Raw genomic sequence first — 21,157 nt, 5'->3', positions numbered from 1 at the left:
ATGAAAGGGGATTTTCTAATGGAAAGTTCTACAATTATTAATATTAATAGAGAAAAAGAAAGCAAATCTTCCAATATTAATGAAACAACAGTGATAGATAAAAACATTGTTTATAAAACTGATAATTTAAATTTATGGTATGGTAAGGATCAGGCATTAAAAAATATAAATTTAGATGTGTATGAAAATGAAGTGACAGCAATTATTGGACCTTCAGGATGTGGTAAATCAACCTATATTAAAACACTTAATCGTATGGTTGAGTTAATTCCAGTTGTTCGTACATCAGGCCAGATTTTATATCGCGGAAGAAATATTTTTGAAAAATCTTATGGTGTGGAAGAGCTGAGAACACAAGTAGGAATGGTCTTTCAAAAACCAAATCCATTTCCAAAATCAATTTATGAAAATATTGCTTATGGCCCAAGAATTCATGGCATACGTGATCGTAAAATTCTCGATGAAGTTGTGGAGAAAAGTTTACGTGGAGCAGCTATTTGGGATGAAGTTAAAGATCGCTTAAAAGAAAATGCCTATGGATTATCAGGTGGACAGCAGCAAAGATTATGTATTGCAAGATGTTTAGCTATTGAACCGGATGTTATTTTAATGGATGAACCTACATCCGCATTAGATCCAATCTCAACTCTAAAGATTGAAGAACTAATTCAGGAGTTGAAAGAGAACTATAGTATTGTTATAGTTACTCATAATATGCAGCAAGCTGCACGTATTTCTGATCGTACAGCATTCTTTTTAAGTGGAGAAGTTGTAGAATATTCAGATACAGACCGCTTGTTCTCTAATCCAGCTGACAAACGAACAGAGGATTATATTACCGGTCGTTTTGGATAAGGTTGATTGTTTTAGAAGAAAGCTTGGCATGTCAAACAGTATACTGCCAAGTTTTCTTTAGTATCTTCGGAAATGTGGCACAGTAAATTTGTAACATCTAGTATCACGACGATTATTTGATAAAATATAGAGAAGGTTTTCAAAGGGGGATAATAGAGAATGGTTGTAAGAGAAAATTTTGAGAATGAACTCAATCTTTTAAGACAGAAATTAATTGAGATAAGCAGTTTAACTGAGATTGCTTTAAGTAAGGCAATTAATGCGTTAGAAAAGCAAAATATTGAAGAAGCATTGTATATTATCGAAGAAGATACGAGAATTGATAATTTAGAGGAAGAGATTAATGATTTAGCTATTCTGTTAATTGCTAAACAGCAGCCGGTTGCAATTGATTTAAGAAGAATCATCGTTGCTATTAAAATTGCTACAGATATAGAAAGAATAGCAGATTTTGCTGTGAACATTGCAAAGGCTACGATAAGAATTGGCAAGGAACCTCTCATTCAGCCGGTTCATACTATTAAAAGAATGCATGAAATCGTTTTAAGAATGCTCTCACTAGTTATCCAAGCTTATAATGAAGAAGATGTAGTATTAGCAAAAGAAGCGGCAGATATGGATGATGAAGTGGATGAGCTGTATGGACAGGTAATTCGTGAATTACTAAAATTGATGGCTGATGAACAAGAGAATTTTAACCAAATAAATCAATTCTTATTTGTTTGCCGTTATATCGAAAGAGCTGGAGATCATATAACAAATGTCTCTGAAAGTGTCTTATATTTAGTAAAGGGAAAACGTTATGGTTTAAATGTTTAATAGATAGTATTATTCCTAAATAGATAAGCAAAGAGCCAGGGAGTTTAAATTTCCTTGGCTCTTTATGTATGTTTATTTATTTTTTGTTATAACGGCTGTTATTTGTTGGAAATTCATTCCCTGGACAACTTCGAAATCACCTAGTTGAACTTTTGTATGATAGTTTCCTTTTATTAAGAATTGGTTGAAATCTTTTGAGGAGGCAATAATGCCATTTGCCTGAAGAAGATTGGAAACATCACTTGTTGACATGCCTTTCCTAATCATTAATGTATATTTCTTTTTCTCTTGTTCTTTAGGCTGCTCTTTATTTTGTTCTGTTTTGTTTACTTGATTATTTTTTTGCTCTATAAGTAATTTTTCTTTTTGATTTTTTAAATCATCGTATTCTTCATTTGAAATAGCAAGCTGTCCTTTTTTAGATAAGTAATTTTTCACTTGTGCATCGGTTACCTCTTTTTGAACAGATTGCTCTGCAGATTTTTGATTGTTTTCTAAAAAATAAGAAGCTCCCATTACAGATGTTGCCACAATCATACCGGCTGCAAAAGCTTGGAACCCTACCTTACTCATGTCAAAACCCTCTCATTCTGTTTAACGATTGAACGTATTTGTTTAACTGTAAGATTTTCGGATAAAGCGATAGCCTCAACTGACATACCTTGCTTATACTTTGTTATGATTCGGTTTATACTTGTTTCAGATACATCAGTATCATTTTCATCTGTGAAATCGTCGTTTTGCAGTAATTCTTCTTCCAATACCCGCATTTTCTTTTTTAATTTGTAGATTTCTTGCATCGCTGATAATTGTAAATGATCCAACTCTTGTTCGATTTCTTTTACATTATCACGCTGGAAGAAAGATATTCCTATTAGCGCAATGCTAATTATAAATAGAATTACAATGACAACCATCATTTTAATCACCTTCTATTATTTATTTCATCATTATCTTTATAACATACAAAGACAGGATACTAAAGGACTTTTCGGAAAAATCTCGTTTTTTCATGCTGTTTTTTCCTTATCTGCCTTTTTTCTTTTTTACTAAAAAAATTCGTCGTTTTATTCGGATTTATAGGGGTAGGATAAAGATTAATCGACATATTTCGAAAGATTAGTCGTAATTTATTTAAATAAAGTTTCTACTTTTAAAAATTAATTTATTGAAAACTAAGTTGATTTTTATTTCAAATTGTTAAAATGATGAGTTTTAATTGAAAGTCAGGTACTATACGAAGTTTTACAGCACATATTTTGGAAGATTTAATCATAGTTCATAAATAAAATTATCACAGTTTTACAACTAAATATTTTTGCTATGGAATTTTCTAATAAAAAATGATATTATATTAAGGTCTGATTTGTTTTTAATGTTTTTAATGTTTGGAGGGAATAAATATGCGCGTAAATATTACTTTAGCTTGTACTGAATGTGGCGAACGTAACTATATTTCTAAAAAGAATAAACGTAATAATCCAGACCGTCTTGAGCTTAAAAAATACTGCTCAAGAGACAAAAAAGCAACGGTTCACCGCGAAACAAAGTAAACAGTAGGGAATTTCCTACTGTTTTTTTTCATTCTATAATTAAATTACATATGGTGGTGCCTAAGAATGAATAAAAATAATATGCGAGAAAAGATGCTGAAAGAACTTTCATTATTAGACAATGATATATATATAAAATATTCAAATGCTATTCATTATAAAATATTTGCATTACCGGCATGGGAAGATGCTAAAACGATTGGAGTAACAATTTCTAAAGGAAGAGAGGTGGACACGAAGAAATTAATTGAACGTGCATGGATGGAGAATAAGAGAGTTGTTGTACCGAAATGTGAACCATCATCTAAGCAGATGCATTTTAGAGAGATTCATTCATATGATGATTTGGAAACTGTTTATCTTAATTTACAGGAACCTAAATTATTAGTGACGAATAAAGCGGATAAGAGGGAAATTGATTTAATGATTGTACCTGGAGTTTTGTTTGATCGTCATGGATACAGAATTGGATATGGCGGAGGATTTTATGATCGTTATTTAGAAGAGTATAATGGTACTATTCTTGCTTTAGCTTTTTCTTTACAAGTATATGAAGAGGTTCCTTTTGAGAAGCATGATATTCCTGTTGAAATGATTATTACCGAAAAAGAGGTGATTCATTGTCGTGTTTGATATTTTAGCTCTTCTTCTTCTTTTTCTGGCTTCCTTGCTGGGCTGGAGATGGAGAACTTTAAGTTTGTCTGGAGCAGTTGCGGCATTCATTGTTGGTTCTATTATTTATATTGGCTTTTCTGTTAAAGGTTTAATATTATTAGCTGTGTTTTTTGTAAGCTCGAGCTTTTTCAGCAAATATAAGAAGGAGGAAAAAGTTAGCTTAAATGAAATAGTAGCAAAAGGTGATAGAAGAGATTGGCTTCAAGTGCTAGCGAATGCAGGTGTTCCCTCTTTAACAAGTCTTTTATTTGTATTAACAAAAGATCCAGTCTATATTCTTGCTTTTGGCACATCTATTGCTGCAGCGAATTCCGATACATGGGCCTCTGAGATAGGCGTGTTAAGCAAGTCAAAGCCTTTTATGCTACTAACGTTGAAGCGTGTAGAAAAAGGAACCTCTGGTGCGGTAAGCCTGCTTGGAACCTTTGCTGCATTAGGAGGAGCTGCCATTATTGCTGTTTCTGCTTGGCTTTTATTACCGATTAGCTTTCATGAAATGATTTTTATCTTATTATTCGGTTTTCTCGGTAATATTATTGATACGATTTTAGGGAATTCTTTTCAAAATAAATATGAATGCACATCATGCAGTAAAATAACAGAAAGGAAAGTGCACTGCGGTAATACAGGAAAGAAAATAAGCCGCTATTCCTTTCTAAATAATGACTTCGTTAATTTGCTGTCAATTATTTTAGCAACAATAGGGATTTTAGCTATTTCATGAAAATCTTATATATTTTCAATAATAATATTAGGGATAAAAACAGCTCCTCCTACAAATTATAAGTATGGGAGGGATGTAAGCTATGCAAAATTTATGGCGGTATATTATTTTAGCTATTTGCTCAGTCGCGATTTACAGCTTCCGTTATAAAATTGTTAACTTAGTGTTAGGGCAGCCAGAAATTAGACGTTCTTTCATTCATTTCGCAATGAGAATGCCGTTTTTGCGAGATCGATTTGTTCATCGTGCTTTTCAATAATAGAAGAGTAATTTTTACTGACAATAGAGTATTATTCAGTTTAACGGAGAATAATACATATTTGTCAGTTTTTTTATGTGTGCATTACTTTAGGATGGAGAAAATTGCTATAATGGTGAAAAAGGATTAGTATGTATCGATGAATGAAGGATGATTATTTTGATAGCTTATGAGGAAACTTATTCAACATAATAATTTGCTTTGTACATATGTATTTATAATTATATAAGTGTATAAATAAAAATATAGGGAATTTAAAAACAGAATGAATAAGTAAATTAGATAGGTGATATTTTTGCAAACGATGTATGATGTTCAACAATTATTAAAACGATTTGGAACGATTATCTATACAGGTGATCGTGGAGCAGATATTGATTTAATGGAGGAGGAAATAAGACAATTATATGAAATGAAGTTAATTGCTCCTAAGGAATATCAAATGGCACTCCTTTTATTAAGGCGAGAAGCGAGTGTGCAAAGAGATAAGAAGAGCTTCCTTTAATTTTAACTTTCATTGAAGAAGGTGATCGAATGGATAAGAAGTGGTTTGTTGGTGTTGATTTAGGTGGAACAGCAATTAAAATGGCATTTATTGATCGTGATGGCAATATGATAACGAAATGGGAAATTCCAACGAATAAAACAGAAATTACGACAGATATTGCTAACTCTATTAAGGAAAAGCTGTATGAGTTGCGGCAGCCAGAAGCAAAATTAGCAGCAATTGGAATGGGAGCACCTGGACCGGTAAATTTGACGAATGGTGTCGTATACGAGGCAGTAAATTTAGGATGGAAAGATTATCCGTTGAAAGATGAGCTTGAGAGAAAGACTGGTTTGCCAGCTGTAATTGACAACGATGCGAACTTGGCTGCGCTCGGTGAAGTGTGGAAGGGAGCAGGGAACGGAGCGAAAGACGTTATTTGTATTACAATTGGTACTGGTATCGGCGGCGGTATTATTGCAGATGGCAATCTTATTCATGGGATTAATGGTGCCGCAGGAGAAATTGGTCATTATACTTCTATTCCAGTAGGAGGAATCCATTGTAATTGCGGAAAAACCGGCTGTTTAGAAACAATTGCATCGGCGACTGGAATTGCAAGAATGGCTAATGAAGGAATAAAAGATACTACAGAACCGACCATTCTTAATAGTATAAAAGGAGAAATCACCGCAGAAGATGTATTTAATGCAGCAGAGAAGGACGATCCTTTTGCCGTAAATATTGTTAATTATATTACATTCCATTTAGGGATAGCGTTAGCAAATACTGCGAATAGCTTAAATCCGGGCCGAATCATTATTGGCGGAGGTGTTTCAAAAGCTGGCGAAATTCTTCGTAAGAAAGTGGAAGAGAATTTTGTCGAATATGCTTTTCCTAGGGTAGCGGAGCAGTGCGAAATATTATTAGCAAGTTTAGAGAATGATGCAGGAGTAATCGGAGCTGCTTTAATTGCGAAGATAAGTGATTTAGATTAATTTATTATTTATTGTATTAGGATATAAGGGAAGCTGTTATTAAAATAGCTTCTTTTCTACTTTTTTGAAAATTGGGAATAGATATTTCTTTATTTAAAATGAAACTTAATTTATAGTAAAACGTCTAATAACTTAGAGAAAAAAATAAAATGTCTTAAAGATTAATTCTAGCATGCCATTGTTGAGTGATTATTAAAAAAGATTGATTTTTTGTAAAAGAAGTATTAAGATATGTTTTAGTTGTCACAAAACAAGCCTAATAAATGGAAATGAGTAGAGAAAAACGCGAGAGATCCACCGGATGAGGAGGTTTAATAGTGCGTAAGAAATCTTTTTCAAAAATTTCATACTTATTAATTGCAACCGTTTTTTTATGGATTAAGACCTACATAGTCTATAAAACTAGCTTTGACATTAAAATAGAGAATTTTACTCAAGAATTTATTTTATTCATTAACCCGTTAAGTTTCTTATTATTGATTTTTGGAATAGGGTTATTTATGAAAGAGAAGAATAGAAATCGATATGTGTTTGGGGCAAGTATTTTAGTTACAGGAATCTTGCTTGCTAACATGGTTTTTTATCGATTTTTTAATGATTTCTTAACAATACCAGTTTTATTTCAAACGAGTAATATGGGTGATTTAGGAAGCAGTATTAGCACTCTGTTCCTTCCTACTGATATTTTAATGTTCGTTGATATCGTTATTCTCTTTTTCTTACTAAGAAAACCGGCTTTCCGAACAGAAGCAAGGATGACGAGAAAAGAGAAATCAGCTTATTATTTATTGGTGGCGGCCGTATTCTTTTTTAATTTAGGCTTAGCTGAAGCGGAAAGACCACAATTGCTTACACGTTCATTTGATAGAGAAATGCTCGTGAAAAATATTAGTGTGTATAATTTCCATATTTATGATGGTTTATTACAATCGAAAACATCTGCACAAAGAGCATTGGCAGACAGCAATAGCTTGACTGAGATTCAAAACTATGTGAATGCGAATCGAAAAGAACCAAATCAGGATCTGTTCGGAGCAGCAAAAGATCGGAACGTTATTTTAGTTTCAATGGAGTCACTTCAAAGTTTTGTCATTAACGAAACGATGAATGGACAAGAGATCACACCATTCTTAAATGAGTTTATTAAAAACAGTTATTATTTCGATAACTTTTATCATCAGACAGGCCAGGGAAAAACATCTGATTCTGAGTTCATTGTTGATAATTCTTTATATCCTTTAGGCAGAGGTGCTGTATTTTTTACGAATAGTAATAATGAATATGTTGCTTCTCCTGAAATTTTAAAGGAAAAAGGGTATTATTCAGCGGTCTTACATTCGAATAATAAAAGTTTCTGGAATAGGGATCTTATGTACCATTCCCTTGGCTATGACCGCTTCTTTGAGGTAAATGATTATGATGTAACAGATGAGAACTCCATCGGGTGGGGTTTGAAAGATAAAGAGTTTTTTGAACAATCGGTTGATCATTTGGCACAATTGCCGCAGCCTTTTTATACAAGATTGATTACTTTAACGAATCACTTCCCATTTGAAATCGGGGAAGAAGATAAATTTATTGAGGAATTTGATTCAAATAGTAAAACATTAAATCGTTATTTCCCAACTGTACGTTATATGGATGAAGCACTTAAAGCCTTTATTGAGAAGTTAAAGGGCTCAGGGGTTTATGAAAATTCAATCATTGTTATGTATGGAGATCATTATGGAATTTCAGAGAATCATAATGTCGCAATGGCGAAATTTTTAAACAAAGAAGAAATTACACCATTTGATACGATTCAGTTACAAAGGGTTCCATTAATTGTTCATATCCCGGGTGTTACAGATAAAAATCCACAAACTTTTTCTCAAGTAGGTGGACAAATTGATATTCAACCGACAATTATGCATCTTTTAGGTATTGAAACGAAAGATCAAATCCATTTCGGCACAGATTTATTTGCAAAAGATAGACTGCCATTTACTGTTTTACGTGATGGAAGTTTCATAACAGAAGACTATATTTATACACGTGGAGAATGTTATGAAAAAGCGACTGGAGAAATAGCCACTAATGGTGCCTGTGAACCGTATATGGAAAAATCAAAACAGGAATTGAATTATTCTGATGAAATTATTTACGGTGATCTTCTCCGCTTCTATGAAAAAGATAATGATAAGAAGCCGACTGAAGAAGAAATCGTTCCAACTAAAGATGTGAATAAACAGTAGAGAAAGCTTTGACTCAATTTGGGTCAAAGCTTTTTTTACAGGCTTTTATCAACATTCGCCTAATCTCTTCATAGCATATGGATGAAGAGGAGAGGTGTATGTAATGAAAATTAAAATAAAAGAAGATTTCACATTAGTGGAGCTGTCGGCTATTTTAAATATTCCGATTGCATTGCTTCATGATAGTAATCAACTTCCCTTTAGTTCAACAGAAAAAATACAGGCTAACACAGTTATACAAATTCCATATCATTTTTATAATAGAATAAATAATCCAGAAAAGTTTACTATTGTTGATCATTTTGATTGTCCTAATAAAATGAGGAAATCAGCTGTATATGATACAATTTTAAATACAAAGAAGAATTATGACTCAAAATGTTGTTATGAGGATATTGAGAAAATTATTGAATATTATCCATTTATTAAGAAGGAGATTATTGGTTATAGTGAGCTTGGCAAGCCTATTATTGAACTTACGATTGGCCAAGGGAGTAAAAAAGTTCATATGAATGGCTCATTCCATGCGAATGAATGGATCACATCAGCCATTATGATGAAGTGGTTAGATGAATATTTAATGAAAATTGTTAAAAATAGTGAAATGGAAGGTTATAATGCGTTAGAATTATATAGGAATACACAAGTTTCTTATGTGCCAATGGTTAACCCGGACGGTGTGGATCTTGTTTTGCATGGATTAGAGGCAGCTGAAAGTTATAGACAGTCTGTTGCCGAAATTAATAAGGGATCGGATGATTTTTCAAATTGGAAAGCTAATATTAAAGGTGTCGATTTAAATAACCAATATCCTGCAAATTGGGAGATTGAAAAAGAAAGAAAAATACCAAAGGAGCCTGCTCCCCGTGATTATCCTGGTGATGAACCGCTATCGGAGAAGGAAGCGATTACAATGGCTAATTTAGTAAGGAGGAAGAATTTCGACCGTTTGCTTGCATTTCATACTCAAGGTGAAGAAATTTACTGGGGGTACCTAAATAGAGAGCCAAAGGAAGCAGAAGTAATTGTAAATGAATTTGAAAGAGTGAGCCGGTATAAACCTGTCCGTACTATTGATAGTCATGCAGGTTTCCGCGATTGGTATGTAAATGAATGGGGCAGACCAGGCTATACTGTTGAGCTTGGTGTAGGTGTTAATCCATTACCGCTTGCTCAATTTGATGAGATTTATGAGAAAAGTAAAAAAATCTTTCTTTCTTCACTTTATATGTAAAATAGTGAAACAAATCCCTTTTTAAAACGTATATATAGATGAGTAATAAAGTTTCCCGAGGTGATGTTAGGTTGGTGAGAATAGGAACATATTTTTTCACTGTTTTTTTATGTTTTTTTTGCTTTGCTGGATGTGAATCATCTCATCAGCTTAAAGAAAACAAGGAAACTTCAGATGAGCGGGAGCTTCATAGCAATGAGCAAACCGCTTCCTTTTTTGAAGAAAACAGTGAACTGCCATTAAAGTTTAAGGAAACACAATTTCATTCTGTTTCAGAATGGAAGGACGATCAAACAATTTTTCTAATTATGAATGATGCATCTAAATCAACGATATATACATATAATTTATTAACTAAGGAAAAAGAAAAGTTTTATGAAACGGAAGATCCAATTGTAAAGATTGAAGCAAATGATAAACATAATTTATTTCTTATTCATACTAGCCCATCAAATTATGAAGCGGAATTAATTATTTTAGATGGAGAGGGCAATAAGAAATTTGAGAAAAGAATAGAATCGCATGACCTGCAGTATGCTTGGAATAAATCGAATAACGAGCAATTATATGTGGCAGCTTTTAATGAGGACTGGACATTCCAGACATATCTTTTTCATATAGAGGATGGGACAGCTGTTCAAAATCCGGTTCAGGCTCCGTTCGTTCAATGGTTAAATAACAAAGAACTGGCATACATAAAATGGAACGAAGATGAACCCACTTTATCGGCGCCGCTTTTTATTTATGATCTGGAAAATAAAAAAGAAACATTATTTGCAGAAAATACTATTGCAAATAGTACATTCAATCAAATAATGTTAACAGTTAAGCTAATAGATGAACAGGGAGGGGGGCTATACGTTTTTAATGATTTGAAAACGAAGGAAAAAATAATATCTTTTGAAACAAAATTAGCATCTCTTTATTCGGAATGGCTTGTCCCTTATTTTGCATTAAATGATAGTACTAATGCTTTTTATACATTTATTAGTAAAGAAAGTGAAAATGTATTTAAACTGAGTAAGATTGATTTACAAACTGGTGATGAGACAATAATATTAAATAATATAGAAAATTTCCCTATTAAACTTTCTCCGAATGGCCGCTATCTTTTATACGGTCCAAGATATGAGAAGATAATTGATTTGCAAAAAAGGGAAGTGAAAGAGCTTATTGAATTAAGCGAATAAGGAAAGGTGGCAAAATATATGGCAATAGTCGATGTAACAGTTATTCCAATTGGCACAGCTGATCCAAGTGTTAGTGAGTATGTTGCTGATATTCAGCATATTTTAAAAAGGTATGAAGAAGAAGAGAAGATAAAGTATCAATTAACACCAATGAACACAATTATCGAAGGAGAGCTTTCTGTTTTATTTGAAGTAATCCAGGCTATCCATGAAGCTCCTTTTAATAAAGGGATAAAACGTGTTGCAACGAATATTCGAATTGATGATCGCCGTGACCGTACATCGTCAATGGAACGTAAACTTGAGAGTGTAAAGAAACAGATGGAGAAAAAATAAAAACCTTGGCTATCTTAGCCAAGGTTTTTATTTTGTTTTAATGTGCGACTGGGAATCCGTTATAAATAATTGTCATTATTGCAAACCAACCGAATACAGCTAAACTTCCAAATGCGAAGAAAGCTCCTAAAAGGTTTTTATCTTTAATTGAACGTACTAATCCAAAAATTGCTAATAACGCTACAAGTAGAAAAATAATAACTAAACCGATCATTAAGCTAACCCCCCTTACAATATGTAAATCGTTGAATTGAATGGAAAATATGAGGATAAAATCCAGTCCTTCTCATATTTTAAACGTTTTCAATAAGTTTGTCGAGGTCAAATTGCCGCAAATGACAATTGTCTACCATAACTTTCAGTACAAGGTGAAATCTATTTATCCCAGCCTTAACTAACGATCAGTGAAGGATGAGAAAAATCCCCACTGATGGAAGTTTCACTTTATTTTAATTGTAGTATTTCCTAAAATGAGAAGTTAACTCATTCACTAAGCGCCTTTAGTAGTGTAGAATAGAGGGAAAACTAAAACAACAGGGGTGATTTTATGAAGTGGGAACGACTGCCTTTAGGTCCTCTTCAGACAAATTGTTATGTATTATCAAATAGTGAGAAAGAAGCACTTATCTTCGATCCAGGCGGGGAAGCTCCTAAGCTGAATAATTTATTAAAGGCGAGAAAGCTAAAGCCTTTAGCGATTTTTCTAACACATGCACATTTTGATCATATTGGTGCGGTTGAAGATGTAAGGAAAGAATGGGGGATTCCAGTATACATTCACAAAAATGAACAGCATTGGTTACAAGATCCTTCTTCAAACGGTTCACAATTATTTTTAGCACATATTATTCAAAGCAGTGAAGCAGATGAAATTATTAGAGGGGAAGGAAAGCTTGAAATCGGCTCATTTCATTTTGAAATTTTTGAAACACCGGGACATTCCCCTGGCAGTGTTTCTTATTATTTTGAAGAGGCTGGGGTTGTTTTCTCAGGGGATGCTTTGTTTGAAGGCAGTATCGGCAGAACAGATCTTCCAGGAGGAGATCACGCTCAATTAATAAAAAGTATCCATGAAAAACTGCTGAATTTGCCTGAGGAGACAATTGTTTTATCTGGTCATGGACTAGAAACTACCATTGGTCAGGAGATGGACAGTAATCCTTTTTTAAACGGATTTTAAGATGAAAAAAGCAGAGAAGTATTTAATAGACGTGTTTGAGGAACATGGACGGAAGATGACTTATGCCGATTATATTGATCTTGTCTTATACAATGAACAATATGGTTATTATTCAAGTTCAAATGAGAAGATCGGACGAAAAGGTGATTTTTATACGACAAGCTCCCTATCACCTTTCTTTGCGAAAATATTTGCAAAAATGTTTGTAAGACTGGTGGAGCTGGAGCTCATAAAACCGTGTTTTTGTGAAATCGGCGGCGGGAATGGTCAATTTATTCATACTTTTCTAAAAGAGTGGGAGCGATTATCTCCTCACACTTTTAAGCTTCTTCAAGTTTTTGTTATAGAGCGAAGTGTCTATCATCTTCAATTACAGAAGCAGTTTACAAACTGTTCAATTGAATTTCTATCTTCTATTGATATGCTGGAAGAAGAATTTGAAGGAATAATCTTTTCAAATGAATTATTCGATGCTTTTCCGGTTCATGTCATTGAAAAAAGAAAGAATCTTTTATATGAAGTTTTTGTAACGCTAAATGATCATCATCAAATAGTAGAAGAGAAACAGCTGTTAAATAATGAAGAAATTATTCAGTATTTAAAATGGCAGCAGTTTAATCTTTATGAAAATCAGCGCATGGAAATCCCGTTAAAAATGCTGGATTTTATGAAACAGATGAACAAGAAGCTAAGAAGAGGACTCATTATCTCCATTGATTATGGATATACAAATAAAGAGTGGATGCAGCCGGTACACCGGGATGGAAGCCTAAGAGGTTATTATAAGCATCAGCTTATAAACAGCCCATTACAATATCCATTTCAAATGGATTTAACGACACATATACATATTGACGGTTATAAAGCGATGGCAAGGGAATTAGAGTGGCAAGAAGTTATCCATAATAAACAAAATGAGTTTTTAATAAAAGCAGATATTCTTTCTTTTTTAAATAATCATGAGGATACTGATCCTTTTTCAAAAGTAAGTAAAGACAATCGCGCTATCCGTTCCCTTATTATGGCTGGTGGAATAAGCGCTGGTTTTGATGTTCTTATGCACTGTAAAGGAATAAAGCTAAGTCAAAGCCAGCTATTTAATAAAAATGAGTAACTCACAAGGAGTTACTCATTTTTATTAATGTCCTAAAGTTTGTCCAGGGATCATCATAAATGTTGTCCAGTATGTGAATCCAACAAAGAACACGGTCAAATAAGCACCGAAAACGTAAATATACATGCGTTCAGATAATTTTAAATAAGATAATAATACGAAAAATCCAGTTTGTCCGAAAAACAATAACGACGTTGTCTTCATATCACCTAAATAGAACATGACAGCGAAGATCCCCGTCCAAAACCCCATTACTCGGAACATTTTATCCATATGTATCCCTCCTTTGTGGCCTTTGTCTAACTATAAGGATTACATTATGTATTCCCTTACATAGTATTTGACAAATAAGTATATGACATACAAGTCCATCACTCTCATTATAATGACCCTTCTTATAATTGTAAATATGAGTTTACATTTAAGGAAGAAAATTCATGATATATGTATAGATAATTACATTTATTCCACAATTAACGGCAGTAGGACTCCCGTCTCAAGATTTTGAAAGAGCCAAAGAAGATAAGTCGGAGATCAACTGTCTGTAAAGGTCCGATAAGTTTACCTAACAATCAGTAGAGGATGAGAAAAACTCCACTGATTGAAGATTTAATATAAATGAATAATTTTATATTTTATATGCTAAAAGTACATGTGAAATTCATTTTTCCCCTTAGCATAAAATTCATTTTTGACCTTTATTTTTATGATAGAATCCGTTTTTCACAATATGAATAATTTTGCCCTTTTATGTACAATGAGCTTGTATTAACAGTAGGGGGTGAATTTTTGCAAGCGATTGAATTGTTAAGTGAAGGAATTATTGAGGAAGCATGTTCCTTACAAGCTTCAGATATCCATATTATTCCGAAAAAGAAATGGGCTATGGTTCAGTACCGGGTGGACGATGATTTAATTGAAAAGCAAATGATGAAAAAGGAAGTATGTGAAAGGATGATCTCCCATTTTAAATTTCTTGCATCAATGGATATTGGAGAAAGACGACGCCCACAAAATGGTGCACTAACTTTAAAGACTCCGAATTTACATGATGTTCATCTTAGATTATCGACATTACCTACTATTTATGAAGAAAGCTTAGTAATCCGAATTTTACCTCAAGGGCAAATTCCAGCATTGGATCAATTATCCCTCTTCCCATCAACCGTTACAAAGCTGCTATCTATTTTAAATCATTCACACGGTTTAATGATTTTTACAGGGCCGACCGGCTCAGGTAAGACTACAACATTATACTCTTTAATCCATTATGCAAAGAAACATTTTAAGAGAAATATTATTACACTTGAAGATCCGGTTGAAACAAGAAGTGATGAAGTTCTTCAAGTGCAAGTGAATGAGAAAGCTGGAATTACTTATGCAGCAGGATTAAAGGCTATTTTAAGGCATGACCCCGACATTATTATGGTCGGTGAAATCCGAGATGCCGAAACTGCTCAAATTGCAATAAGAGCCGCATTAACAGGACATCTCGTTTTGAGCACAATGCATACACGGGAAGCAAAAGGTGCTATTTACCGTCTGTTAGAATTTGATGTCAGTCTTTCAGAAATCGAACAGACGCTAATTGCTGTTTCAGCTCAAAGGCTTGTAAAGTTAAAATGTCCTTATTGTTCCGAAGAGTGTTCGACATACTGTAAAAAGATGAGGGAGAGAAGAAGGTTAAGTGTTTATGAATTGCTTTATGGAAGAAATTTGTCAGCTGTTTTAAAAGAAGCGAAGGGAGAGCAGACAGAATATTATTATCCTACATTAAAACAAGTAATAAAAAAAGGAATTGCTTTAGGCTATTTATATCCACAAACGTATGATCGTTGGGTGTTTCATTATGAAGATTAAAAAGTCATGGAAGGTAAAAGACCAAGCAAATTTCTTAAAGCGGCTTAGTGATTTACTAGAGAGAGGCTATACGTTGAACGAGGGACTCACATTCCTTCAGTTAAATGAGACTGGAACTCGAAAGGAAGAGCTTTTTATATGTATTCAGCGTTTAGCGAAGGGAGATTCCTTGAGAGCTGCATTAACGGAGCTACAGTTTCACAGAGATGTATTAAGCTATCTTTATTTTGCAGAACAGCATGGTGACTTACAATTTGCATTAAAAGAGAGCAGCGGTATGCTAATGAAAAAAATGATTCAAATGGACAAACTAATGAAGCTTCTACGCTACCCAATCTTTTTACTATTCACGATTATTATTATATTGTCAATCGTTAACACTGTCATTATGCCACAGTTTCAACAGCTCTTCGGGACAATGAATATTGAGCCGTCTTTTTTCTCCGTTTTTCTATTAACCGTTTTTGATCTTTTTAAATGGTTATTCTTTATTTTACTTTTCTTCATTTTATGTTTAGGTCTATATTATTTTTTTGATTTTAAGAAAAAGCAGGCAGATGATCAAATGAGTATTTTATTGAATATACCTATTTTCAATAAGTTATTAAGAATGTTTAACAGTTATTTTTTTGCAGTCCAATTAAGTAATCTGCTCAGGGGAGGGCTTTCAATATTTGAGAGTCTTACTATTTTTAAAAAACAAAATATGCTTCCGTTTTTTAAAATGGAAGCTGCTTTCATTATTGAACAGTTAAGAAAGGGAGAACGACTCGAAAGTATAATGGAGGAAAATCATTTTTATGAAAGAGAATTAGGGCATGTTATTTTGCATGGTCAGGCAAATGGGCAGCTTGCAAGAGAGCTGTATACTTACAGCCAGTTTATTATTGATCAATTAGAAGCAAAAATTTTAAAAATGATCACCGTTATTCAGCCGACTATTTATATATTAGTAGGTTTAGTTATTTTATTTGTTTATTTATCCATGCTTTTACCAATGTATGAAATGATCGAACATATTTAGGAGTGTGCCTAAGATGAAAAATGAAAAAGGTTTTACATTAATTGAGATGCTGGTCGTTTTATTCGTTATTACAATCTTATTATTAATGACGATTCCAAATGTAACGAAACATAATAAAAATATTCAAACAAAAGGCTGTAATGGGCTAGTAAATATGGTACAAGCGCAAGTATCGGCTTTTCAAATGGATCATAACAAGCTTCCGACAATAAATGACTTGGTTACTAATAAATATTTAAAAGATGACCCAGCATGTCCGAATGGAGAGAAATTAATTGTTGATCCAGAAGGCAAGGTAACGGTAAGTGCTCCTTAAATGTAACAGAGGGTTTACTTTATTAGAAAGCTTACTCGTGCTGATGATCGTGTCTATTATGAGCCTCGTTACAATTATTAATATTGCCCCTGTTTATGAGAGAAAAATCCTCCATACATTTTTTGAACAGTTTGAAAAGGATGTTCTCTATGCTCAGCAGCATGCAATTACTTACCAGACCTCAGTATATATTGTTTTTCCTAAGGATGAACATGTATATAAAATTCAGTTAACAGAGCTTGGAAATGGAACTATTACCCGGAATATTGATGAAAATCTTACTTTCCAATTTTATAATATACCGCCCTTTCTCGTATACACTCCTAGTGGAGCGATGGATAAAAGCGGCACTATGTTCATTCATTATAAGGATAAAAAGTATCGAATTGTTTTTTATCTTGGAAGGGGAAGATTTAATGTTGAGGAATTGTAAAGGCTTTTCATTAGCGGAAACATTAACAGCGCTAGGTATATGGAGTATTTTACTTTCCATTATTATTCCTCAAATGATGGTATTAGTCCAAGAGCGCCGGAATGTGGAGCAAATGAACATTGCTTATAAAATTATTCACGAAAAAACCGAGCAAGTCATATTTCATCATACTGCTAAGATAAATGAGAAAATTTCTATGAATGGTGTTGATTATGAGCTTAACTGGAGAGAAGGAAAGAATTATTCAAAAGGATGTATTACATGGACAAATAATTCTAAGCAGGAGAAAGAAGTATGTTTATCAGCATAGTAATGACGGCGGGTACACATTGGTGAACTTATTATTTTCCCTTATTGTTTATATTATCATTATTTCTTCTTTATTCATTATGTTTCATATTTTGAATGATCAAACGAAAAGATCTACTGATTTGAAGGCGTATGAATGGGAAAATTTTATTAATCAAATGCAAAGGGAAATGAATATTGCTGAAGAACTTACTGTGGAGGAAAATACTATCAAGTATAAAAATATATTAGGTGAAACTGTGTCGATTCATCAGTATAAAAACTTAATACGGAGGCAGGTCGATGGAAAGGGGCATGAAATTTTCTTATTAAAGGTAAAGAATGTTCAATTCATGAAATTAGCAATTGGGGTAAATATTCATGTTATAAGCGAGAGCGGGAAAGATTATAATTTTACTTTTCGTCCATTAAGGGAGCTTAGTTATGAGGAATGAGAAAGGATATATTCTTTTGACGACGATTATAATGACAATGTTTACCCTTTTTATCGCAGCTCATCTTGCCACTGTTCTCGTATCTGAACGGTCTTTTCTTGAAAATACGAAACATTTATATATAATAGAGAACTTACGTATGCTTGCTGTTGATTCTGCACTTAAAAATATAAAAGCTGGTATGACAGAGCAGAAGAGAACAATCTACACTGATAATGGGATATTTGAATATACAATTGAATCATCGCTTGATGAGAATAATGAATTGATTAATAGCACCGCGCATATAAGCTGTGAGACGAATGAGAAAATTAGAAAAACATTTAGTTTTCAATACAGTCATATCGAAAATAAAATTGTTGACTGGCTAGAATAACAGCATGTTTATATTTTGCTATTTAGGAAAGAATAAGTTGTAAACTGTGTAAGACGAGGTGTCTTAATGTCTACGAATGATTATGTTAAATATGTAACACAACAGCTCGTTAAGTATATGGATACACCGAAAGAAGAGCGGAAACAGAAAAAGGAAGAGAAAAAGAAAGTGGATGTACAGCCGTATAGTAACCAGTGGCTTGGTATATTGCCATTTGCATTTAAATTAATGGTAAATAAAAAGAAAAAATAATAATGCTCTTCTTAAATATCTGATGGATCTAATGATCCATCAGATATTTTTTGTTCTGAAATGTTAAATATACTTTACATAATGTTAAATAGAGTTTACAATATAATTAGAAATTATTAGTAGGTGAAGGAATGATACTGAAAAATCGGGTGAAAGAAATGAGAGCACGTTTAAGTTTAACGCAGGAACAGCTGGCATTAAAGGTTGGTGTTACAAGACAGACGGTCGCCTCCATTGAAAAAGGGGACTATGTGCCGTCATTGTTATTAGGTATCAATATTTGTGAAGTATTTGGAGAAAAGATGGAAAATGTTTTTTGGACAGAAGGAGAGGAAGAGAAATGAAAAAAACAGTTTTACAGCCTGCTTTATTAAACTTTGTTTTAGTTGCTTTAGCTGGCTGGGTATTAAGTTCTTTATATATGTATTATATTCAATTAGCTGAAGTGATAAAAAACCCAGAGCCGTCTTGGGAGATTACGATATCGATATATCCATTTTTCTTTTTTCTTTTGATTGGTATTCCAATTGCAATTTATTTAACGAAAAAGAATAAAAAGAAACATCGCGGATTACGGAAAGTATTGATGATGCCGTCAGAATTTGAGGAATCTGATGAGAGGGAACGATATATTACAGCGAAAGCATGCCGCTCATCTTATATTACTATGATGTTTATCGGACCGCTTGCGGCAGGGCTCATGACTTTTTATCCATTAGTACAGGAGAAACTCCCTTATTATCCAATTATTGTTATTATGTTAATTCCACTCGCTCAAATAGCTGCTTATTTTATATCTTTTAATAAAAACATTTAGTCTAAAAAGCCGTTTTCTTATGAAAACGGCTTTTTCATATATAGATAGGAAGTAGCTCTATGATAAAAAACTTAATACCTATATTTATATAAATTTTTGGAAAATGACCATTGACATGTTCTTTATAAAGAACTAATATAATTTTGAGAGTATAAATTTTTAAATCTAGTACTTTTATAGTAAAAGTGAAAGAGGTATTTAAGTACAGTTTAATTGAATCAAATATAAATTGAAATAGCTCACATTAATCGTTCTTTATTAGAAACAAATGTTGATTGGTGATAACTCCTTACTGTTGAAGATGAAGACAATCAGCTATGCTAATTGTTTTTAAAATCCTACATATAATGAAGCTGTCAAAAATATAGCATAAAGAAAGGTTGGCCGCCTGTTTTATGAAAGCTTTTAGAGATGGAGTTTTAAAAAAGGCTTTCTATGTAAGAATTTCATTTCTTTTGAACAGGAGTGGAATAATTAATTAAATCAATTGGAAAGAAAAGAGGGATGTAAAGTGGACCGCCTAATAAGAGTTTTACATGTTGTTACTAATATGAATAATGGTCCGGCAGAGACATTCATCATGAATATATATCGGAATATCGACCGTACCAAAATTCAATTTGATTTTCTAACATGTAAATTGGGTGCCTTTGATGAAGAGATTGAAAATCTAGGTGGGAGAATATATCGAATTCCAACCATTTCAAGTAGTGGATATGGTAATTATTTAAGAAATCTTGAACAATTTTTTCAAATGAATAAGGATTATGAGATTGTTCATTCACATGTTGGAAAAGTGAGCGGCTTCGTATTAATGGCTGCAGAGAAAGCTGGGATTAAAGGGAGAATTGTCCATAGCCATGCTGCAAAAAGTAAAGGAAGTATAGCTTCGAAATTATATCAGCTATATGCAGGAAATTATATAGAAAAGTCAGCAACACATTATATAGCTTCTTCAACTGATACTGCTAAATGGTTATTTAAAAATAAATTAGATGGGACAGTTATTTTGAAAAACGGCATTGAAACAGATAAATTCAAATATTGTCCGCTAAAAAGAGCAGAAATTAGAGAAGAAGTACATATTGGAAAAGATTCTGCAGTTATTGGTCATATTGGGAGATTCAATAATCGGCAAAATCATTCATTTTTAATTGATTTGTTCAATGAGTATTCAAAGCTAGTTCCTGATTGTGTTTTAGTTTTTGTTGGGGATGGATCATTGCGATTAAAAGTGGAAGAACAATTTAAAAATTTGAACTTGGAGCATAAGGTGAGGTTTCTTGGAATTAGACCTGATATTGATCTTTTATTACAGGCGTGTGACTTATTAGTTTCTCCTTCTATCTATGAAAGTTTACCAGTTACATTAATAGAAGCTCAGGCAGCGGGACTCCCTTGTTTAATTTCAGATGGCATTACAGATGAAGCTGATATAGGACTTAATTTAATAAAGAAAGCTCCTGCTAATAATAAAAGAGTTTGGTTGGAACGTATGAGCGAGATTGTTGTTAAAGAAAAGGATAGGAACGTTTGCACCAGTGCTTTTTCAAAGAGAGGACATGATGTGAAGGAAATTGCACAGCAAATAGAAAGTTTTTATTTTACTGTATTAGAAAATAGTTTTGAATCAAAGCAATTAATCAATGTATAAAAGAGTAGTTTATACACATTAGTG

Annotated in this window: 29 protein-coding genes; 25 read left to right on the top strand and 4 right to left on the bottom strand. The window is 33.0% G+C overall.

Annotated features, from left to right (window positions below; genetic code table 11):
• Positions 1–855 carry a phosphate ABC transporter ATP-binding protein PstB gene (gene pstB, locus BFA01S_RS01920; protein WP_156483507.1) on the top strand — a complete coding sequence of 285 codons (855 nt, stop codon included), beginning with the start codon at positions 1–3 and terminating at the stop codon, positions 853–855.
• A gap of 159 nt (positions 856–1,014) precedes the next feature.
• Entirely contained in the window at positions 1,015–1,674 is a 660-nt protein-coding gene (gene phoU, locus BFA01S_RS01915; protein ID WP_066225150.1) for a phosphate signaling complex protein PhoU, read from the top strand.
• 72 nt (positions 1,675–1,746) lie between these two features.
• Here phoU and BFA01S_RS01910 read toward each other — a convergent pair whose 3' ends face one another.
• Complete coding sequence (locus BFA01S_RS01910) at positions 1,747–2,247, bottom strand: hypothetical protein (protein WP_066225149.1); 501 nt, start codon at positions 2,245–2,247, stop codon at positions 1,747–1,749.
• Complete coding sequence (locus BFA01S_RS01905) at positions 2,244–2,594, bottom strand: hypothetical protein (RefSeq protein ID WP_066225147.1); 351 nt, start codon at positions 2,592–2,594, stop codon at positions 2,244–2,246. The genes BFA01S_RS01910 and BFA01S_RS01905 overlap by 4 nt, the downstream gene beginning before the upstream one ends.
• Before the next feature lie 483 nt (positions 2,595–3,077).
• On the opposite strand from BFA01S_RS01905, the gene rpmG reads away from it, so the two are divergent.
• The 10 genes from rpmG to BFA01S_RS01860 all read left to right on the top strand — a co-directional run bounded on the left by rpmG (position 3,078) and on the right by BFA01S_RS01860 (position 11,364).
• Positions 3,078–3,227: a 50S ribosomal protein L33 gene (gene rpmG, locus BFA01S_RS01900; protein ID WP_028394888.1), complete on the top strand. Its 150-nt coding sequence runs from the start codon at positions 3,078–3,080 to the stop codon at positions 3,225–3,227.
• A 66-nt stretch (positions 3,228–3,293) separates the two neighbouring features.
• Entirely contained in the window at positions 3,294–3,860 is a 567-nt protein-coding gene (locus BFA01S_RS01895; protein WP_066225145.1) for a 5-formyltetrahydrofolate cyclo-ligase, read from the top strand.
• Positions 3,853–4,626, top strand: a complete 774-nt coding sequence (locus tag BFA01S_RS01890; RefSeq protein WP_082799815.1) for a DUF92 domain-containing protein — start codon at positions 3,853–3,855, stop codon at positions 4,624–4,626. The genes BFA01S_RS01895 and BFA01S_RS01890 overlap by 8 nt, the downstream gene beginning before the upstream one ends.
• An 82-nt stretch (positions 4,627–4,708) precedes the next feature.
• Positions 4,709–4,885, top strand: coding sequence for a hypothetical protein (locus tag BFA01S_RS22715; protein ID WP_169800422.1), 177 nt, complete (start codon positions 4,709–4,711; stop codon positions 4,883–4,885).
• Between the two features lie 295 nt (positions 4,886–5,180).
• On the top strand, positions 5,181–5,390 hold the full coding sequence (locus tag BFA01S_RS01885; RefSeq protein ID WP_066225139.1) for a YqgQ family protein: 210 nt from the start codon (positions 5,181–5,183) through the stop codon (positions 5,388–5,390).
• Positions 5,391–5,419: 29 nt separating this feature from the next.
• A complete protein-coding gene (locus BFA01S_RS01880) occupies positions 5,420–6,370 on the top strand; it encodes an ROK family glucokinase (protein WP_066225137.1) in 951 nt (316 codons plus the stop codon).
• Positions 6,371–6,687: 317 nt separating this feature from the next.
• Positions 6,688–8,604, top strand: a complete 1,917-nt coding sequence (locus BFA01S_RS01875; protein WP_066225135.1) for an LTA synthase family protein — start codon at positions 6,688–6,690, stop codon at positions 8,602–8,604.
• A gap of 103 nt (positions 8,605–8,707) precedes the next feature.
• Entirely contained in the window at positions 8,708–9,838 is a 1,131-nt protein-coding gene (locus BFA01S_RS01870; protein WP_066225133.1) for a M14 family metallopeptidase, read from the top strand.
• A 74-nt stretch (positions 9,839–9,912) separates the two neighbouring features.
• The gene (locus BFA01S_RS01865) at positions 9,913–11,028 is read left to right on the top strand and encodes a YqgU-like beta propeller domain-containing protein (protein WP_328014454.1); all 1,116 of its coding nucleotides are present in this window, start codon (positions 9,913–9,915) and stop codon (positions 11,026–11,028) included.
• An 18-nt stretch (positions 11,029–11,046) separates the two neighbouring features.
• A complete protein-coding gene (locus tag BFA01S_RS01860; RefSeq protein WP_066225130.1) occupies positions 11,047–11,364 on the top strand; it encodes an MTH1187 family thiamine-binding protein in 318 nt (105 codons plus the stop codon).
• A 37-nt stretch (positions 11,365–11,401) separates the two neighbouring features.
• Here BFA01S_RS01860 and BFA01S_RS21670 read toward each other — a convergent pair whose 3' ends face one another.
• Positions 11,402–11,575 carry a DUF2759 domain-containing protein gene (locus BFA01S_RS21670; protein ID WP_082799821.1) on the bottom strand — a complete coding sequence of 58 codons (174 nt, stop codon included), beginning with the start codon at positions 11,573–11,575 and terminating at the stop codon, positions 11,402–11,404.
• A 336-nt stretch (positions 11,576–11,911) separates the two neighbouring features.
• Here BFA01S_RS21670 and BFA01S_RS01855 point away from each other — a divergent pair, with 336 nt between their 5' ends.
• Both BFA01S_RS01855 and BFA01S_RS01850 read left to right on the top strand, forming a co-directional pair.
• Entirely contained in the window at positions 11,912–12,544 is a 633-nt protein-coding gene (locus BFA01S_RS01855) for an MBL fold metallo-hydrolase (RefSeq protein ID WP_066225128.1), read from the top strand.
• Position 12,545: 1 nt separating this feature from the next.
• The gene (locus tag BFA01S_RS01850; RefSeq protein ID WP_066225125.1) at positions 12,546–13,658 is read left to right on the top strand and encodes an SAM-dependent methyltransferase; all 1,113 of its coding nucleotides are present in this window, start codon (positions 12,546–12,548) and stop codon (positions 13,656–13,658) included.
• Between the two features lie 24 nt (positions 13,659–13,682).
• Here the strand turns inward: BFA01S_RS01850 and BFA01S_RS01845 are convergent, their stop codons facing one another.
• Positions 13,683–13,931, bottom strand: coding sequence for a DUF2626 domain-containing protein (locus BFA01S_RS01845; protein WP_066225123.1), 249 nt, complete (start codon positions 13,929–13,931; stop codon positions 13,683–13,685).
• 516 nt (positions 13,932–14,447) lie between these two features.
• Here BFA01S_RS01845 and comGA point away from each other — a divergent pair.
• From comGA to BFA01S_RS01790, 11 genes are all read left to right on the top strand, one after another.
• On the top strand, positions 14,448–15,518 hold the full coding sequence (gene comGA, locus BFA01S_RS01840; RefSeq protein WP_066225121.1) for a competence type IV pilus ATPase ComGA: 1,071 nt from the start codon (positions 14,448–14,450) through the stop codon (positions 15,516–15,518).
• The gene (gene comGB, locus BFA01S_RS01835; protein WP_066225119.1) at positions 15,508–16,542 is read left to right on the top strand and encodes a competence type IV pilus assembly protein ComGB; all 1,035 of its coding nucleotides are present in this window, start codon (positions 15,508–15,510) and stop codon (positions 16,540–16,542) included. Before comGA ends, comGB begins: the two co-directional genes overlap by 11 nt.
• A gap of 13 nt (positions 16,543–16,555) precedes the next feature.
• Entirely contained in the window at positions 16,556–16,858 is a 303-nt protein-coding gene (gene comGC, locus BFA01S_RS01830; protein WP_066225118.1) for a competence type IV pilus major pilin ComGC, read from the top strand.
• Positions 16,848–17,291 (top strand): competence type IV pilus minor pilin ComGD, encoded by a 444-nt coding sequence (comGD, locus tag BFA01S_RS01825; protein ID WP_066225116.1) that lies wholly within the window; start codon positions 16,848–16,850, stop codon positions 17,289–17,291. The genes comGC and comGD overlap by 11 nt, the downstream gene beginning before the upstream one ends.
• Entirely contained in the window at positions 17,275–17,601 is a 327-nt protein-coding gene (gene comGE, locus BFA01S_RS22710) for a competence type IV pilus minor pilin ComGE (RefSeq protein WP_066225113.1), read from the top strand. Before comGD ends, comGE begins: the two co-directional genes overlap by 17 nt.
• Positions 17,504–18,034, top strand: coding sequence for a competence type IV pilus minor pilin ComGF (comGF, locus tag BFA01S_RS01815; protein ID WP_169800421.1), 531 nt, complete (start codon positions 17,504–17,506; stop codon positions 18,032–18,034). Before comGE ends, comGF begins: the two co-directional genes overlap by 98 nt.
• Positions 18,024–18,410, top strand: coding sequence for a competence type IV pilus minor pilin ComGG (locus tag BFA01S_RS01810; protein ID WP_066225109.1), 387 nt, complete (start codon positions 18,024–18,026; stop codon positions 18,408–18,410). The genes comGF and BFA01S_RS01810 overlap by 11 nt, the downstream gene beginning before the upstream one ends.
• 66 nt (positions 18,411–18,476) lie before the next feature.
• Positions 18,477–18,662, top strand: coding sequence for a YqzE family protein (locus BFA01S_RS01805; protein ID WP_066225108.1), 186 nt, complete (start codon positions 18,477–18,479; stop codon positions 18,660–18,662).
• Between the two features lie 131 nt (positions 18,663–18,793).
• Entirely contained in the window at positions 18,794–19,006 is a 213-nt protein-coding gene (locus BFA01S_RS01800; protein ID WP_066225106.1) for a helix-turn-helix transcriptional regulator, read from the top strand.
• Positions 19,003–19,479, top strand: a complete 477-nt coding sequence (locus tag BFA01S_RS01795) for a hypothetical protein (RefSeq protein WP_066225104.1) — start codon at positions 19,003–19,005, stop codon at positions 19,477–19,479. The genes BFA01S_RS01800 and BFA01S_RS01795 overlap by 4 nt, the downstream gene beginning before the upstream one ends.
• Positions 19,480–20,029: 550 nt before the next feature.
• Positions 20,030–21,133 (top strand): glycosyltransferase, encoded by a 1,104-nt coding sequence (locus BFA01S_RS01790; protein WP_066225307.1) that lies wholly within the window; start codon positions 20,030–20,032, stop codon positions 21,131–21,133.
• The last annotated feature ends 24 nt before the right edge of the window (positions 21,134–21,157 follow it).

Source organism: Metabacillus fastidiosus NBRC 101226, from assembly GCF_001591625.1.
GTDB lineage: Bacteria > Bacillota > Bacilli > Bacillales > Bacillaceae > Metabacillus > Metabacillus fastidiosus.
The sequence above is the reverse complement of the archived record's forward strand: the minus strand, read 5'-3'. Positions and strand labels throughout refer to the sequence as shown.

Bases quoted from the DNA above. Each gene is read 5' to 3' on its own strand.
- BFA01S_RS01905 (WP_066225147.1), bottom strand. From the start codon at position 2,594: ATGATGGTTGTCATTGTAATTCTATTTATAATTAGCATTGCGCTAATA.
- BFA01S_RS22715 (WP_169800422.1), top strand. From the start codon at position 4,709: ATGCAAAATTTATGGCGGTATATTATTTTAGCTATTTGCTCAGTCGCG.
- BFA01S_RS01800 (WP_066225106.1), top strand. From the start codon at position 18,794: ATGATACTGAAAAATCGGGTGAAAGAAATGAGAGCACGTTTAAGTTTA.
- BFA01S_RS01855 (WP_066225128.1), top strand. From the start codon at position 11,912: ATGAAGTGGGAACGACTGCCTTTAGGTCCTCTTCAGACAAATTGTTAT.
- BFA01S_RS01860 (WP_066225130.1), top strand. From the start codon at position 11,047: ATGGCAATAGTCGATGTAACAGTTATTCCAATTGGCACAGCTGATCCA.
- BFA01S_RS01845 (WP_066225123.1), bottom strand. From the start codon at position 13,931: ATGGATAAAATGTTCCGAGTAATGGGGTTTTGGACGGGGATCTTCGCT.
- rpmG (WP_028394888.1), top strand. From the start codon at position 3,078: ATGCGCGTAAATATTACTTTAGCTTGTACTGAATGTGGCGAACGTAAC.
- phoU (WP_066225150.1), top strand. From the start codon at position 1,015: ATGGTTGTAAGAGAAAATTTTGAGAATGAACTCAATCTTTTAAGACAG.
- comGE (WP_066225113.1), top strand. From the start codon at position 17,275: ATGTTGAGGAATTGTAAAGGCTTTTCATTAGCGGAAACATTAACAGCG.
- BFA01S_RS01895 (WP_066225145.1), top strand. From the start codon at position 3,294: ATGAATAAAAATAATATGCGAGAAAAGATGCTGAAAGAACTTTCATTA.
- BFA01S_RS01880 (WP_066225137.1), top strand. From the start codon at position 5,420: ATGGATAAGAAGTGGTTTGTTGGTGTTGATTTAGGTGGAACAGCAATT.
- pstB (WP_156483507.1), top strand. From the start codon at position 1: ATGAAAGGGGATTTTCTAATGGAAAGTTCTACAATTATTAATATTAAT.
- comGB (WP_066225119.1), top strand. From the start codon at position 15,508: ATGAAGATTAAAAAGTCATGGAAGGTAAAAGACCAAGCAAATTTCTTA.
- BFA01S_RS01795 (WP_066225104.1), top strand. From the start codon at position 19,003: ATGAAAAAAACAGTTTTACAGCCTGCTTTATTAAACTTTGTTTTAGTT.
- comGC (WP_066225118.1), top strand. From the start codon at position 16,556: ATGAAAAATGAAAAAGGTTTTACATTAATTGAGATGCTGGTCGTTTTA.
- BFA01S_RS01850 (WP_066225125.1), top strand. From the start codon at position 12,546: ATGAAAAAAGCAGAGAAGTATTTAATAGACGTGTTTGAGGAACATGGA.
- BFA01S_RS01790 (WP_066225307.1), top strand. From the start codon at position 20,030: ATGAATAATGGTCCGGCAGAGACATTCATCATGAATATATATCGGAAT.
- comGF (WP_169800421.1), top strand. From the start codon at position 17,504: ATGAGCTTAACTGGAGAGAAGGAAAGAATTATTCAAAAGGATGTATTA.
- BFA01S_RS01805 (WP_066225108.1), top strand. From the start codon at position 18,477: ATGTCTACGAATGATTATGTTAAATATGTAACACAACAGCTCGTTAAG.
- BFA01S_RS01870 (WP_066225133.1), top strand. From the start codon at position 8,708: ATGAAAATTAAAATAAAAGAAGATTTCACATTAGTGGAGCTGTCGGCT.
- BFA01S_RS01910 (WP_066225149.1), bottom strand. From the start codon at position 2,247: ATGAGTAAGGTAGGGTTCCAAGCTTTTGCAGCCGGTATGATTGTGGCA.
- BFA01S_RS01810 (WP_066225109.1), top strand. From the start codon at position 18,024: ATGAGGAATGAGAAAGGATATATTCTTTTGACGACGATTATAATGACA.